Source organism: Variovorax sp. GW460-12-1-14-LB1 (assembly GCF_059423605.1).
On sequence record NZ_JBWKYF010000022.1, the window covers coordinates 77,097 to 93,125 of the forward strand.

Below are 16,029 nucleotides of genomic sequence, written 5' to 3' on the forward strand. Positions count from 1 at the left end.
TCGTTCAGGCGCCCTGTTCGTCGGCCAGGCGGGACTCGGCGCCGCGCGCGCCGTCTTCAAGTGCGGCGCGGTCGAACATCGCGCCCATCGCCACCACGATCTTTCGCGGGCCTTCGAAGGGGTCCCGTGCATGGGCGGCGAGCATGTTGTCGAGCATCACCACGTCGCCCTGGCGCCAGTCGAAGCGCACGGCGCAGGCCTCGTAGGCCTCACCGACGATGGCCATGGTTTCGTCGGCGATGGGCGAGCCGTCGCCGTAGGTCACGTGGCGCGGCAGGCGCTCGACGCCGCCCATGGCCAGCAGGTCTTCGCGCACCTGCGGCTCGAGGCAGGCGACGTGGTGCAGCTGCACCTGGTTGAAGAACACGCGCTCGCCGGTGAGCGGATGGCGGATCACGGCGGGGCAGCGGGTGCGCGTCTGCAGCGTGTCGCCGTCGAACCAGCGCCATTCGATGCCGGCGGCGGCCAGGCGCGCCTCGACGTCTTCGCGGCGATCGGTCTTGTAGAAGTCCTGCCAGCTCACGTCCAGGCCGGGCGTGAAGGTGCGCACGTACTGCAGCCCCTTGCGCTCGAAGCCGGCCACCACGTCGGCCGGCAGGCGGCGCAGCATCTCGCGGCAGTCGACGATGGGCGTGGCGCCGCCCACGGGCGACGGCAGCTCGCAGAAGAACCACTGCTTGCGCGGCCAGCGGTCCAGGTGCGCGCTCTCGTTGTGGAACAGGATCATCTGGCGCTCGGGGTACGGCGTGGAGCGGTAGGTCTTCTTGCCGCCCTCCTTCTTCGGCAGGTCGCCGTAGCTGCCGTACAGCTCGGGCTCGATGGCCTCGGCGAAGGCCTCGAAGTCCTGCGGCGTCTTCAGGCCGAAGTCGCGGAACAGGATGCCGCCGTGCTTCGCGACCAGCATCTCGATGTAGTCGGCCTGGCCCTTGGCCCAGGCGACGGTGTCGAGTTCGGGGCTGGTGGCCTGCAGCACGATGGGAAATTCGGCGCCGGGCTTCAGGAACGAGGTCTGCACGGCGGGCCGCGCGGCGGCGCGCACGGGGGCGCGGCCGGCGCCCAGGGCGTCGAGCTTTCCGAGTTTGCCGAGCTTGTTGTCCAGTTTCGAGGCTGGGCGGACGTTGGGAGCGTTTGTCATGGCGATGGATTCCTCCGAGGGCATGGGGGCCAGCGCGTCGATCGGCTGGCCAGGTGTGACGACGATCCGCTCCAGCAGCGCATGCCACGAAGCGGTGAAGGTTTCGACGGTCTCCCGCCGGTAGAGGTCGGTGGCGAACACCCACTCGGCGGTGAGCGCGCCGTCGTGTTCGCTGGCGAACACCGCCAGGTCGAACTTGGATTCGTTCATCTGCTGGGGCAGCACCTGGACCTCGGCGCCTTCGATGGCGAACCGGATCTCGGGCGTGTTCTGAAGCACGAAGAGCACCTGCACCAGCGGGTTGCGGTCGCGTGCGCGCGGCACGCCCGACAGCTCGACGATGCGGTCGAAAGGCACGTCCTGGTGGTCCATCGCAGCCAGGGTGTCGGCCTTGGTGGCAGCCAGCCATTGCGCGAAGTCGGTACCTGCCTTCGCACGGCGCGAGCGCAGCGGCACCACGTTGACGAAGAAGCCGAGCAACCCTTCGAGGTCGGGGTGGCCACGGCCCGCGACGTCGGTGCCGATGACGATGTCGTCGGCGCCCGAGGCCTGGTGGAAGAACAGGAAGAACGACGACAGCAGCAGCGTGAACAGCGAGGTGTCCGACGCCCGTGCAAGCGCGGCCAGCGATTGCGACAGCGCCGGCGACAGCGTGAGCCGCACCGAGTCGCCGGCATGCGTGGGCGCGACCGGGCGCTGGTGGTCAGGCTTGATGCCCGAGGCCTGCGGCGCGCCCGCCAGCCGCTCGCGCCAGAACGCGGCCTTCGGCGCGAAGCTTTCAGAGACCAGCGCGCGCGCGTACCAGGCGGCGTAGTCGGCGTACTGCACGGGGAGCGGTGCCAGTGCCAGCGGCTGGCCGCGCCGCGCGCGCTCGTAGAACGCGGCCAGCTCGCGTGCGAACACGGCGATCGACCAGCCGTCGAACACGATGTGGTGCACCACGAGCACCAGCACATGCTCGCGCGCCGCCATGCGCACGACGGTGGCCTGGATGAGCGGGCCTTCGGCCAGCGCGAGCGGTGTGCGCACCAGTTCGTCGAACAGCTGGCCGTAGCGCGCGCTGTCGTCGAGTGCGATGACGGGAATGTCGAGCGGCGCGCCGGGGCGTACGACCGCCATGGGTTCGCCCTCGTCGTCTTCGGTGAACACGGTGCGCAGCACCTCGTGGCGCGCCACGATGGCGTCGATGGCGGCGCGCAGCGCGCCGATGTCGAGCTCGCCATGCAGCGCGAGGCCGGCCGACATGTTGTAGGCCGCGCGGCCGCTGCGGTTGGCGGCGTCGGTGAGGCGGTCGACCAGCCAGAGGCGGCGCTGCATCGGCGACAGCGGCAGCGCACCGCCGCGCGCCACGGGCGTGATCTCCATCGCGTTGCGCGGTGGCGCGGCGGCGGTCGAGGCGACACCGAGCCGCGCGGCCAGGCCGGCGATGGTCGGCGCCTTGAAGAACTCGCTCGGGTGCAGCTCGGTCGCATAGCGCTTGCGCACGCGCGACAGCAGCTGGATGGCGACGAGCGAATCGCCGCCGAGTTCGAACAGGTTGTCGTCCACGCCGATGGGCGCGATGCCCAGGCGCTCGGTCCACAGCGCGGCGAGCGCGGTCTCGACCTCGCCCTGCGGCGCGACGAACGGGGTCTGCAGCGCGGGCCGGGGATGGGCCGCGCCTGCCGCAGCGGCCGGTGCCTCGTCGCCGAGCAGGTCGAGCATGCCGTTGTCGAGCGGGCCCAGGCGCGTGGCCAGGTCGGTGGTCGAGATCACGGTCTGCGCCCGCGCCGGGCCGTTGACGATGCGCTCGAAGACGCGCGCGCCCTCGGGGCCGTCCATGCCGATGTCGTCGGGCACGTCCATGTGCGCGGCCATGCCCAGGCCGCGCCAGGCGTCCCAGTTGACCGAGAACACCGGGAACGCGCCGAGCCGTTCGTGCGCGACGGCCACGGCGTCGAGGTAGGCGTTGGCGGCGGCGTAGTCGCTCATGCCCAGGCCGCCGGCCACGCTGGAGATGGACGAGCACAGCAGCACGAAGTCCAGCGGCTGGCCCCGCAGCGCATCGAACAGCACGCGGGTGCCGCGCACCTTGGTCGCAAACACGGTGTCGATCTGCGCGCGCGTGCGCCCGGCCATCATGCCGCCGCCCGCATCGCCGGCCGCGTGCACGACGCCGTGCAGCGGGCCGAAGCGATCGTTCGCCTGTGCGAGGGCGGCACGCACCGCGTCGGCGTCGGACACGTCGGCCGACATGGTGAGCACCTGTGCGCCGAGCGCTTCGAGTTCGAGCAGTTGATGCAGCCGCGCCTTCAGATCGGCGGGCGTGCTGTCGGCCGCCACCAGCGCGGGCCATTCGGTGCGCACCGGCAGCGCGGTGCGGCCCAGCAGCACCAGCCGCGCCTGCCAGTGCACGGCCAGGTGCTTCGCCAGCGCGAGGCCAACACCGCCCAGGCCGCCGGTGACAAGGTAGACGCCCTCGCGGCGCAGGCGCGGCTGCGCGGCGGCGGTCAGTGTCGCGGGCTCGTAGGTCTTGATCCAGCGGTGCGCGCCACGGCAGGCCACCAGCGGCTCGCCGGGCTCGGTCTGCAGCGCCGCGGCCTCGGCCACGATCTGCGCGACCAGCCGGCCTTCGGCATCGCTTTCGGGCGCAGGCAGCACCACGTCGATCACGCGGCAATGCACGCGCGGGTATTCCTGGCCGATCACCTTGCCGATGCCGCGCAGCGTGGCCTTCTCGGGGCACAGCGGCTCGGTGCCGGTGACGTCTTCGAGCTGGTTGGCGACCACGGCCAGCGGCAGCGTGCGGTCGCCGGCTTCGAGCGATTGCACGAGCGCGAGCAGGCTGAAGAAGCTGCGCTCGAGCAGCTCGGCCTGCGGCTGTTGCGCGGGCAGCGCTTCGTCGAGGCTCCACAGGTGGTAGATGCCGGCGATGGCGCCGAAGTCGGCCGCGATCTCGCTCTGCAGGCGGGCGTGGTCGTCGCGTGCGCCGGGGCGCAGCGTCCAGTGGCCGTGGCCCGTGCGTGCGAAGGCGGTGCCGCGCTCGGCCAGCACCACGGTGCGGCCCTGCGCACGCAGTTGCCGCACGAGGTGGCCCGTGAGGCTGCGGTTGTCGCCGAGCACGAGCAGGCAGCCTTCGGTCGATGCCGACGGTGCGACGACCAGCGGCTCCGTGCGCTGCCACGAGGGCACGTAGAACGCGTCGCCAGCCGGACGTTGCGCCACCTTCGCAGCGCTGGGCGCTTCGACCCAGTAGCGGCGGCGCTGGAACGGATACGCCGGCAGCGGCACGCGCCGACGCGCGGCGCCCGCGCGGCAGGCGGCCCAGTCGATGTCCACGCCCGCCACCCACAGCTGGGCCAGCGTCTGCACGATCTGCTGCGCGTTGCGCGCCTGCTGCTGTGGGTGCGCCTGGCTGGCGAGCACGCCGGCGGCGGAGTCGGCCAGCGGATGCTGGCGCGCCAGGCCCGCCAGCGTTTCGCCGGGGCCGACTTCGAGCAGCACGCGGCCCGGCACCTGCAGCAAGGTGCCCACGCCGTCGGCGTACTGCACGGTGCCGCGCAGGTGGCGCGCCCAGTAGGCGGGGCTCATGGCGTCTTCGGGCGTGATGAGCTGTCCCGTGACGTTCGAGACGAAGGGAATGGTCGGCGGCCGGCGCGGCACCGAGGCGATGAGCGCTTCGAGCGGCGCGAGCAGCGGCTCGGTCATCGCCGAGTGCGAAGCGATCGACACATGCAACCGGCGCGGCAGGTGGCCTGCCGCGCGCAGCCGCGCCTCGGCGGCCTCGACCGCCTCGCGCGGGCCAGAGATCACGCTCAGCTGCTCGGCGTTGGCGGCGGCGAGGTCGCAGCCCGGCGCCAGGAAGGGCGCGAGCACGGCCTGCGACAGCGGCACGGCGGTCATCGCGCCGGGCGGCATCGACTGCAGCAGGCGCCCGCGCAGGGCCGCGACGCGCAGTGCATCTTCGAGGCGGAACACGCCCGCGAGGCAGGCGGCAACGTACTCGCCCAGGCTGTGGCCCATCATCACCGCGGGGCGCACGCCGCGGCGCATCCACCACTGCGCCATCGCGTAGGCGACGACGAACAGCGAAGGCTGCGCGAGCGCGATGTCGAACAGCCGCGCGTCGGCCTCGGCTTCGCCGCCGGGCGCGGGGAACAGCACGGTGCGCAGGTCGAAGCCCAGTTCGGGCTCCAGCAGCGCGCAGCAGCGGTCGATGTCGTCGCGGAAGGCCGCGTCGTCCTCGTAGAGCGCGCGGCCCATCTGGGCGTGCTGCGTGCCGCCGCCGGGGAAGAGGAAGACCACCTCGGGTGCCTGCGCGGGCGCGGCGCGCACGGCCAGGCCCTCGCCCGCCGAGAGCAGCTGCACGGCCCCTTTGGCATGGTCGGCCACCACGGCGCTGCGGTGCTCGAAGACGCGGCGGCCCGCTTGCAGGGTGTGGGCGACGTCGGTGAGCCGCAGTGTGGGGTGCGTGCGCAGGTGATCGGCCAGTTGCTGTGCGGCTTGTCGCGTTGCGGGCGCGCTGCGGGTCGACAGCGGCAGCACCTGCCAGCCTGTCGTTGGTTCGGACGCAGCAACGGGCAGCGCCTCTTCCAGCACGACGTGCACGTTGGTGCCGCCGATGCCGAAGGAGCTGACGCCCGCACGGCGCGGCGTGTCGCCCTCGGGCCAGGGGAGCGCCTCGGTGTTCACGCGGAACGGGCTGTTCGCGAAATCGATCTGCGGGTTCGGCTGTTCGAAGTGCAGGCTCGGCGGCAGCGTGCGATGGCGCAGTGCCAGCGTCGCCTTGATGAGCCCGGCCACGCCGGCTGCTGCGTCGAGGTGGCCGATGTTGGTCTTGACCGAGCCGATGGCGCAGTAGCCGCAGCGCCCGCCATCGCCACCGTCGGAACGGAAGGCCTGCGTGAGCGCGGCCAGCTCGATCGGGTCGCCCAGCGTGGTGCCCGTGCCGTGCGCCTCGACATAGCCGATGGTGTGCGCGGGCACGTCGGCCATCAGCTGCGCCGCGCGGATCGCGCCGGCCTGGCCTTGCACGCTCGGTGCGGTGAAGCCGATCTTGTCGGCACCGTCGTTGTTGGCGGCCGTGCCCTTGATGACGGCGTGGATGGTGTCGCCATCGCGCTGCGCATCGGCCAGTCGGCGCAGCACGACGATGCCCGCGCCGCTGCCGATCACCGTGCCCGCGGCCTTGGCGTCGAAGGCGCGGCAGTGGCCGTCGGGCGAAAGGATGGCGCCGTTCTGGTAGCGATAGCCGCCCTCCTGCAGCAGGTTGAGCCACACGCCACCGGCCAGCGCCATGTCGCAGTCGTGGCTCAGCAGGCCCTGACAGGCCAAGTGCACGGCCACCAGCGAGGTCGAGCATTCGGTCTGCACGCTCAGGGCCGGGCCGCGCAGGTCGAGCTTGTAGGCCACGCGCGTGCACAGCGAGCCGGCGGAGTTGCCGCTCATGAGGCCCAGCATGTCGGCGATGCCGGTGCCCGCGTCGATGCCGACGGCGGGCAGCAGGTGCTTCATGAGGTAGAGGTTGGGGCCGTCGCCCGCGTAGACGCCGACGGGCGCCCCGCCCTTCTGGCCGGTCGGCCAGCCCGCATGGTCCATCGCCTCCCAGGCGCATTCGAGAAAGATGCGCTGCTGCGGATCGAGGTGCTCGGCTTCGCGCGGCGAGTAGCCGAAGAAGCCGGCGTCGAAGCGGTCGAAGCCGTCGAACAGCACGCCGGCCTTCACGTAGTCGGGATCGGCCAGTGCGCGCTCGGGCACGCCGCGCGCGCGCAGTTCGTCGTCGCTGAAGACGGTGACCGACTCGACGCCGTCGCGGATGTTGCGCCAGAAGGCGTCCACGTCGGGCGCTCCGGGAAAGCGGCCGGCCATGCCGACGATGGCGATCTCGAGGCCCGTGGTGTCGGGAGAAGAAGGCGGAGTGTCGTCTTGCGCGTGCATCAGAGGGTTCTTTCCGTGGGTCGGCGGCGTTGCAGCAGGGCGGCGCGTTGCTGCTGCGCGCGCTGTTTCGCCTGCGCGGCGTCGTCGGTGGCGGTGGCAGCGGCGGGGCCGCGCTCCTTCTGCTCGATGTGACGGGCGAGCGCGCCGACGGTCGGGTACTTGAAGAGGTCGACCACCGCCAGGCCCGGCTGCAGGCGGTCTTCCACCAGCCGATGCATGCGGATCACGAGCAGCGAGTTGCCGCCGAGGTCGAAGAAGTTGTCGTGCAGGCCGACCTGCGCGACCTTGAGCAGCTCGGCCCAGATCGTGGCCAGCGTCTGCGCGACGTCGCCGCGGGGGGCTTCGTAGCCTGGCGCGCCGGTGGCCGCCGGTGCGGGCAGCGCGCGGCGGTCGACCTTGCCGTTGGCGCCGAGCGGGAAGCTGTCGAGCACCATCAATGCAGACGGCACCATGTAGTCGGGCAGCGCCTGCGCCAGCTGGGTCTTGAGCGTGGTCGCGTCGAGCGATGCGCCCGCCGCGGGGGCGACGTAGGCGACGAGCGACGGACCGGTCGCGCCGTCGTGCAGGCACACCAGTGCCTCGCGCACGCCGGGTTGCTCGCGCAAGCGCGCCTCGACCTCGCCGAGTTCGATGCGGAAGCCGCGCACCTTCACCTGGTGGTCTAGGCGCTCGAGGTATTCGAGCTGACCGTCGGTCCGCCAGCGCACGAGGTCGCCGGTGCGGTACAGGCGACCGCCCGCCGCATCGAACGGATCGGCGACGAAGCGCTCGGCCGTCAGCGCCGCGCGCCCGAGGTAGCCGCGCGCGAGGCCGTCGCCGCCGAGGTACAGCTCGCCGGGCACGCCCTGCGGCACGGGCTGCAGGTCGGCGTCGAGCACGTGGGCGGTGCGCCGGCCGACCGGGCGGCCGATGGGGGCGTAGCCCTGCACGATGGCCTCGGCGTCGGCGGACCACAGGGTCGGCGTGATCACGGCCTCGGTCGGGCCGTAGGCGTTCACGACGCATGCCGGGTGCAGCACGCGGCGGACCAGCGCGAGGTCTTCGCCGGTCCAGGCCTCGCCGCCGAAGAGTGCGAGGCGCACGGCGTGGTGGAACGGCGGCTGGTCCTGGAGCAGCTGGCGCGCGTAGGCCGGCGGCAGGTCGACCACACTGACGCGGTGGCGTTGGAGCACGGCGTCGAGTTCGCTGGCGAGCGAGCACCACTGCGGCTGCAGCACCAGTGCGGCGCCGGTGGTCAGCGGCAGCAGGCACTGCTCGATGGCCGCATCGACATGCGGCAGCGCGAACTGCAGCGAACGATCACTCGCCGTGAAGCCGCAGGTGTCGGCCATGGCCTGGAGGTGCATCGACAGCGCGCCGTGCGCCACCGCCACGCCCTTGGGGCGACCGGTGGTGCCCGAGGTGTGGATCACGTAGGCCAGGTGGTGGTCGTGCAGCGTGACTTGCGGCGCTTCGTTCGGTTCGTCGCCGAGCGAGGCGTCATCGACTGCGAGGCGGGCGACGGTGCCACCCTCGCCCACGGTGCTGTGGCTGCCGGTCAGCAGCAGCACTGCGCCGCTGTCGGCCAGCAGTTGCGACAGCCGCTGCGGCGGGTGCGACGGGTCCATCGGCAGGTAGGTGCCGCCGGCCTTCAAAACGGCCAGCAGGCTGGCGACGCGATCGATCGGGGCATCGATGGCCACGGCGACCCGCGTGTCGGGCTGCACGCCGTGGCGCAGCAGGCGGTGTGCGAGGCGGTTGGCGCGGCGGTCGAGGGCGGCGTAGGAGAGCTCGGTGTCGCCGGCGATCAACGCGATGGCATCCGGTGCACGGCGGACGTTCGCCTCGAACAGGCGATGCGCGTGTGTCGCGGCGGATGCGGGCGATGGCCCCGTGCCCCAGGCGTGCAGTTGCGCCTGCTCTTCGGCAGCGAGCCACGGCGCATCGCCGACGGCACGGGCCGGGTCGGCCGTCAACGCTTCGAGCAGCGCGCGGTAGTGCGCAGCCATGCGCGCAACCGTCGCCGCATCGAACAGCTCTGCCGCCGCGGTGAAGACCGCGCGCACCTGGCCGTCGGCGCGCTCGCGGATGTCGAGCGCGAGTTCGCACTGCGCGGCGCTGTCCTCCATGCGGTACTCGTCGACCGCCAGGCCCGGCAGGCCGCGCAGCACGGCCGTGTCTTCGCGCAGCAGGTTGAACATCACCTGGAACAGCGGGTTGTGGCTCAGGCTGCGCTGCGGCTGCAGGGCGTCCACGAGCTGTTCGAACGGCAGGTCCTGGTGGGCCTGCGCGCCGAGCGCGGCCTCGCGGGTCTGCGCGAGCAGTTGCGCGAACGGGGTGCGGCCGCTCAGCGTGGCGCGCAGCACCTGCGTGTTGACGAAGAAGCCGATGAGGCCCGTGGTCTCGGGGCGGTGGCGGTTGGCGACCGGCACGCCCACACGCACATCGGGCTGACCTGTGTAGCGATGCAGCAGCGCCTGGAAGCCCGCGAGCAAGACCATGAACAGCGTGGCGCCATGCGCCTGTGCAGTGGCGTGCAGGCGGGCGACGAGGGCCGCGTCGAGGTCGAAGGCTTGCGAGGCGGCGCGGTAGCTGGCGACCGCGTGGCGGGGACGGTCCGTGGGCAGGGCCAGCACCGGATGGTCGCTGCCGAGCTGGGTGCGCCAGTAGGCCAGCTGGCGTTCGGCCTCGCCGGCGGCGAGCCAGTCGCGCTGCCACGCGGCGTAGTCGGCGTACTGGATCGCCGGTACGGCGAGCGACGGCGTCTCGCCCTTCGCGTGCGCCGCATAGGCCACGCCGAACTCGTCGAGCAACACCTGCAGCGAGGCACCGTCAGACACGATGTGGTGCGTGACGATCGCGAGGATGTGGTGCGCGTCGCCGAGCTGGAGCCAGGCGGCGCGCAGCACAGGGCCGGCTGCGAGGTCGAAGGGCTCGGCCTGCAGCTTGCGCGCCTGCGCGGCGGCGGCGCCTTCACGGTCGCCGTCCGGCAGCGCGCGCAGGTCAATGTGAGCCAGGGCCAGCGGCGCCGTCGGCAGCACCTGCTGGCCGACCGTGCCGTCGGCCGCGGTGCGGAACACGGTGCGCAGGCTTTCGTGGCGCGCGAGCAGGTCTTCGAGCGCCGCCTTCAGTGCGTCGGCATCCAGCACGCCCGACAGGCGCAGCGCCACGCCCACGTGGTAGGCGCTGTTCTGCGGATCGAGCTGCCACAGGAACCACTGGCGCGCCTGCGCATGCGACAGCGCGAGCAGCCCCGTGCGGCGTTCGGCCGGCAAGGCCAGGATCGGCTGGTGCGCGCGGCGCTGGCCGAGCGCCCGCACGCGCCGCAGTTCGCGCGCGAGGTCGCCCAGGCGCGGTTGCTCGAACAGCGCGCGCAGCGGAAAGTCGATGTCCCAGCGCTCGCCGATGCGCGCGGCCACCTGGGTGGCGGCGAGCGAGTTGCCGCCGTGGGTGAAGAAGTGCGCGTCGCGCGCCAGCGGCCGTTCGGCGGGGCGGCGCAGCACCTCGTGCCAGATCGTGGCGAGGGCCTGCTCGACGTCGTTGAGTGCGGCTTCGGATGTGTCGACTGCAGGGGCGCTGCCGCCCAGCACGAACGCACCGTGGGCGTAGATCGCATAGGCGTCGGCCGTGCGGTCGATCCAGCCCTGGCGGCAGGCGCCGCGCTGCAGCTTGCCGCTCGTGGTCTTGGGCATGCCGCCCGGGTGGAGCAGCATCACGACCGACAGCGGCTCGCCGCACTGTTCGCTCACGGCCGCGCTCAGCGCCTCGACCAGCACCTCGGGCCGCACCAGCTTCTGGATGCTGCGCGACACCTCGGCCGCAAGGCCGATGCCCTCGCCTTCCGACCCCTCGACCGCGAAGGCCGCGACGCGACCCTTGCGCACGGCCTCGACCTCGCGCTCCACTTCGCGCTCGATGTCCTGCGGGTACAGGTTGTGGCCGCGCACGATGATCATGTCCTTGATGCGGCCGGCCACATAGAGCTGGCCGTCGTGCACGAAGCCCAGGTCGCCGGTGCGCAGCCAGCGCGTGCCGTCGTGCTCGACGAAGGTCTTCTTCGACACCTCGGGCTTATTCCAGTAGCCGCTGCCCAGACTCGGGCCCGAGGCCCAGATCTCGCCGCCGGCGCCGTCGGCGCAGGCGGTCAGCGTGGCGGTATCGACGATGCGCACCGCATGGTGCGTCACGCTGCGGCCGCAGCCCACGAGCATGGCGCCGCCCTCGTCGCGCACCACGGCGCCTTGCGCCAGGCGTGCCTTGTCGAAGGCGCGCGCGACCATGCCAGCGCCGCGGTGTCCACCGGTGACGAACAGCGTCGATTCGGCCAGGCCGTAGCAGGGGTACACCGCTTCGGCCGGAAAGCCTGCGGGCGCGAAGCGTTGCTGGAACGACCGCAGCGTGTCGGCACGCACCGGCTCGGCGCCGGAGAACGCGAGACGCCACGACGACAGGTCGAGCTTTTGCAACTGCGTGTCGGACACGCGGTCCAGGCACAGGCGGTAGGCGAAGTCGGGCCCACCACTGACCGAGGCGCGCAGCCGCGAGACGGCTTCGAGCCAGCGCACGGGGCGCTCGAGGAAGTAGCGCGGCGACATCAGCGCCACCACGGCGCCACGGTGCATCGGCTGCAGCAGGCCGCCGATGAGGCCCATGTCGTGGTTCAACGGCAGCCAGGTGACGAAGGTGTCGCTCGTGCAGACCGAGAGGCCCTCTTCGATCGCGCGCATGTTCGCCATCAGGTTGGCGTGCGTGACCATGACGCCCTTGGGCGCCGAAGTGGAGCCGGAGGTGTACTGCAGGAACGCGATGTCGGTGGCGGCCGGCGTGTGCGGGCGCCATGCATCGGCGCCGGCGGCGTCGATCTCGTCCACGGCGATGAGCGCGGCCTGCGCGAAGGCGTCGGCCACGCCCGCCATCGCGTCGCGGATGGCGGCGTGGGTCAGCACGCAGCAGGCGCCCGCGTCGGCGGCGATGCCTTCGAGTTTGCCCAGGTGGCGCTTGCGCGTGGACTCGGGCGGGAACACCGGCACGGCGACGAGGCCCGCGTAGAGGCAGGCGAAGAAGCTGACAACGTAGTCGTCGCTGTTGTCCAGCATGATGAGCGCGCGGCCGTCGGGCGCGAAGGCCTGCTGCAGGTGCGCCGCGAGACCGCGCACGCGCGCGTCGAGGGCGCGGTAGCTGATGGGCGTGTCGAGTGCGGCGCCGTCGCGGTCGGTGATGGCGATCAATGCGATGTCGTCGGGGCGCTGCGCGGCGAGGCCACGCAGATGGGTCACGAAGTCCACGGGATGCATCGGGTTCACAGGGGTTGTTCCTTGGTGTGCCAGGCCAGCGCGGCGGCATAGCCCGGCGGCGCGGACAGCGCCATCGCTTCGATGCCGGCCCACGCGGGCACGACGCAGTCGACGGCGAGCGCGCCATGGGCGTCGGTGTGGATGCCGACGCTTTGCAGGTGTTCGGCCATGCCGACGCCAGCGGCTTTCAACACAGCTTCCTTGCCGACCCAGCGTCGGTAGAAGGCGTGTGGCAGGTCGGCGTCGCTGCGGATCTCGCGCTGCTCGCGCGCGGTGAAGGCCATGGCGAGCAGCGCATCGGCGTCGGCCATGAGGTCGCGCGCGCAGGCTTCGATGTCGACGCCGACGCAGCGCACGCGCGCCGGATCGGCCAGCGCGATGAGCGCGTGGTCGCCGGCGTGCGAGATGTTGAAGAGGGGCGCGGCGTTGTCGCCCGCTGCTTCGACGTAGGGTTTGCCGTGTGCGTCGGCACGCAGCGGCACCTCCGCCGGACGGCAGGCGAGGCGCTGCGCGATCAGGCGGCGCACGGCGGCGCGGGTGTGGGCGAAGCGCACGCGGTCGGCGCGGCGGGCGAAACGGTGGGCGCGTGCGTGTTCGTCCGGCGTGAGATCGGCCCAGGCATCGCCGTCCTCCGTCGCAAGGTCGAGGTCCAGGCGGTGCAACGCGATGCCCGGCGGCAACGGGTCACGCCAGGGCACGAGCCGCATCGATGCCTCCTGCCGCCATCACCGCCGGCGCGAGGTGCCGCGCCAGCGCGGCCAGCACGGGGGCCTCGTACTGGCGGATGAAGAAGTGGCCGCCCTCGAACCCCTCGAGCGTGAAGCGTGCATGCGCGGTCTCGGCGGCCCAGGCCTGCATGCGCCACGGCGCGATGTCGTCCTGGCGGCCGGCCAGCACATGCAGCGGCACGGGCAGCGGCGCAGGGTCGGCGTGCACGAAGCTGCGGCACAGGCGGTAGTCGGCGCCGAGGGTGTCGAGCGTCATGCGCAGCAGCTCGGGGCTGTCGAAGAGTTCGTCGGGCGTGCCACCCTGCTTGCGCAGGTCGGCGATGAGGGCCGCGTCGTCGGTGATGTCGAGAAAGCGGTCGGGGTCGCGCTGCGACGGTGCCGCGCTGCCGGAGACGATCAGCGCGCCCGGCAGCGGGCGGTGCTGTTGCCGCTGGTGCTGCGCCATGCCCCAGGCCAGCAACGCGCCCATGCTGTGGCCGAAGAGCGCGTAGCGACCGCGCAGCACGCCTTCATGCTCGGCGCACAGCTGCGCGACCATGCGGCCGAAGTCGTCGACGAAGCGCTCGCCCAGGCGCCCGCCGCGGCCCGGCAGCTCGACCGGCACGACCTCGATCCAGCGCGGCAGCGCACGCCGCCAGCGCAGGTACATGGTGGCGCTGGCGCCCGCGCAGGGCAGGCACAGCAGGGGCAGCGAGGCCTGCATGTGCGTCAGGCGGAGGTGGAGGCGTTGTCGGTTGGCTGCTGCGCGGCCATCCAGTCGCGCAGCGACTTCGGACGCATGTCGGTCCACTGGGCTTCGACGTAGTCGAGCACGGTCTTCTTGTCGCCCTTGACGCCGTCGACGGCGCGCCAGCCGCCGGGCACGGCCTTCCAGTGCGGCCAGATGGAGTACTGCGCTTCGTGGTTGACGAGCACGATGAAGGTCTCGTCCTCGCGATCGAAACAGCTGGTAGACATGGGCGGTCCTCTTGGTAAGTGCAATGACGGGCAGGGTTTGCCCTTGCGATACAAGACGCGCCGCGAGGCTGGGTGTTTAGTCCCGCATGCGTGAAAGCCGCGCACGGCTGCGCCGCGGCGGGGCCGCAGTTGGAACTGCGAGAAAAGAGCGTGCGGGTTAGCGGGCCGCGTCTTCGGCGTCCGGCGAAGGGACGTCGTGCGCGGACGGCACCAGGCCGACGAGCAGCCAGAGGCGGGCCGCCTCGGCGTAGGTCTGGCGATGGGCGGGATCGGCGGCGAGCCATTGCGCGAGCTCGGCGCTCGCGGCGGCGTCGAGCGCGCCCTCGCCGGCGTGCTGGCGGCGAACCCACGCCCAGGCGGTCTGCCAGGTGGGGTCGCTTTGCGTGTCGTTGGGGCTGCTCATCGGCGGCCATCGTAGCGCCGATGCGGTGCGTCGGAAAACTCAGGCGGCTTGCACGAGGTAGCGGCAGCTTTCGAGTGCCGCGTCGGCGTCCTTGATCATGAAGTTCACGAGCGTGGCGGAGCAGCCCAGGCGCGTGGCGATCTCACGCTGGGTCAGGCCACTGAGGCGGTTGAGCTCGAACGCGAGGCGGGTGCGCGCCGGCAGCGCTTCGAGCACGCGGTCGATGGCCACCAACGCCTGCCGGCCGCCGAGCACGCGGTCGGGCGCGTCGTTGCTGCTGGGCGGGCTCACGAGCTCGACGTCGTCGCAGTAGGTGCGGTAGCTGGCCTCCACGGAATGGTGGCGGTGGTAGTCGACCGCCACGTTGCGCACCACCTGGCAGCAATAGCCGAGCGGCTTGCGGACATCGCGCACCGAAGCGCCGTCGGCGAGCTTCAGGTAGGCGTCCTGCAGCACTTCGTCTGCGAGGTCAGCGGTGCGGACGATCTTTTGCGCGACGCGCTGGAGCTGGGCACGGTTCGCGATGAAGACCTCCCCCAGCGTGGGCGCGGACGGGGAAAGCGACAGATCCATGGGTACTCCTGAAGTGTTCAAGGGCAAAGATGCAAATAAGAACTATTACCATTTAATGACGCAAAAGGGCCCTGTTTTTCCCGATGGCGCCTTCTCGTCTCTCTCCCTGTCTAGACGTTCGAGCGGCCGAAACCGAGACACCTAAAATTCCGCCCCTTACATCGCACCCGTACCCATGAACATCGTCGTCAACGAAGAACTCAAAGCCTATATCGATCCCTTGACGCCGGAGGAGTACGAAGCCCTCGAACGCAGCATCCTCACCGAAGGCTGCCGCGACGCGCTGGTGCTGTGGGGCGACGTGCTGGTGGACGGCCACAACCGCTACGGCATCTGCCAGAAGCACGGCCTGCCCTTCCAGACCGTGCAGAACACGCGCTTCAAGACGCTGCAGGACGTGCACCTGTGGATGATCGACCAGCACCTGGGCCGCCGCAGCATCTCGGACTACCTGCGCGGCGTGCTGGCGCTGCGCAAGAAGGACATCGTGGACGAGCGTCGCGCCCGCAGCACTGCCACCACCCCGACCACGGCGGACGATCCGCCCTTCGACGTCGACGACGCGCCAGCTTCGACCTCTTCTCCCTCCACTCCAGCTTCCGACGAGGCCCTGCCGCCGCCCGTGCCGCTGAACAGCCGCGAAGCCATCGCCCGCGCCGCGCGCCTGAGCAGCAGCCAGGTCGTGATGATCGAGAAGATCCAGAAGCAGGCTGCGCCCGAACTGGTGGCGGCCGTGAAGTCGGGCGTGATCTCGATCAACACGGCCGCGGCCGTCGCCTCGCTGCCCGCCGAAGAGCAGGTGACAGCCGCCAACGCCGGCAAGGACGAGCTCAAGCAGGCCGCCAAGCGCGTGCGCGAGGCCAAGCGCAAGCCGCGCGAGGCCGCGCCCGACACCGAAGAAGGCGCCGAACCGGCGGCGCTCGACGCCGTGCAGCAACTGCAACAGCGCGTGGCCGAACTCACGGCCGAGAACGCGGACCTGCGCCGGCAAGTGGCCGAGCTGCAGGCGCAACTGGCGCACTGACGCCCCGGCGGGCGCCCTTC

General features: G+C 71.7%; 8 protein-coding genes. 1 reads left to right on the plus strand and 7 read right to left on the minus strand.

The window, feature by feature from the left end; translation table 11 throughout:
- Positions 1 to 4: 4 nt before the first annotated feature.
- From AC07Y4_RS13935 to AC07Y4_RS13965, 7 genes are all read right to left on the minus strand, one after another.
- A complete protein-coding gene (locus tag AC07Y4_RS13935) occupies positions 5 to 7,051 on the minus strand; it encodes an SDR family NAD(P)-dependent oxidoreductase (protein ID WP_495274712.1) in 7,047 nt (2,348 codons plus the stop codon).
- Positions 7,051 to 12,324, minus strand: a complete 5,274-nt coding sequence (locus tag AC07Y4_RS13940; protein ID WP_495274716.1) for an amino acid adenylation domain-containing protein — start codon at positions 12,322 to 12,324, stop codon at positions 7,051 to 7,053. The genes AC07Y4_RS13935 and AC07Y4_RS13940 overlap by 1 nt, the downstream gene beginning before the upstream one ends.
- A 5-nt stretch (positions 12,325 to 12,329) precedes the next feature.
- Positions 12,330 to 13,031 carry a 4'-phosphopantetheinyl transferase family protein gene (locus tag AC07Y4_RS13945; RefSeq protein ID WP_495274713.1) on the minus strand — a complete coding sequence of 234 codons (702 nt, stop codon included), beginning with the start codon at positions 13,029 to 13,031 and terminating at the stop codon, positions 12,330 to 12,332.
- Positions 13,009 to 13,755, minus strand: coding sequence for a thioesterase II family protein (locus AC07Y4_RS13950; protein ID WP_495274714.1), 747 nt, complete (start codon positions 13,753 to 13,755; stop codon positions 13,009 to 13,011). Before AC07Y4_RS13950 ends, AC07Y4_RS13945 begins: the two co-directional genes overlap by 23 nt.
- Positions 13,756 to 13,760: 5 nt before the next feature.
- The gene (locus tag AC07Y4_RS13955) at positions 13,761 to 14,009 is read right to left on the minus strand and encodes an MbtH family protein (protein ID WP_495264093.1); all 249 of its coding nucleotides are present in this window, start codon (positions 14,007 to 14,009) and stop codon (positions 13,761 to 13,763) included.
- A gap of 157 nt (positions 14,010 to 14,166) precedes the next feature.
- Positions 14,167 to 14,412, minus strand: a complete 246-nt coding sequence (locus AC07Y4_RS13960; RefSeq protein WP_495264094.1) for a FecR/PupR family sigma factor regulator — start codon at positions 14,410 to 14,412, stop codon at positions 14,167 to 14,169.
- A gap of 39 nt (positions 14,413 to 14,451) precedes the next feature.
- Positions 14,452 to 14,985 (minus strand): sigma-70 family RNA polymerase sigma factor, encoded by a 534-nt coding sequence (locus tag AC07Y4_RS13965; RefSeq protein ID WP_139706689.1) that lies wholly within the window; start codon positions 14,983 to 14,985, stop codon positions 14,452 to 14,454.
- 175 nt (positions 14,986 to 15,160) lie between these two features.
- Between AC07Y4_RS13965 and AC07Y4_RS13970 the strand changes: the two genes are divergently transcribed.
- Positions 15,161 to 16,009, plus strand: a complete 849-nt coding sequence (locus AC07Y4_RS13970) for a plasmid replication/partition related protein (RefSeq protein WP_495274715.1) — start codon at positions 15,161 to 15,163, stop codon at positions 16,007 to 16,009.
- The last annotated feature ends 20 nt before the right edge of the window (positions 16,010 to 16,029 follow it).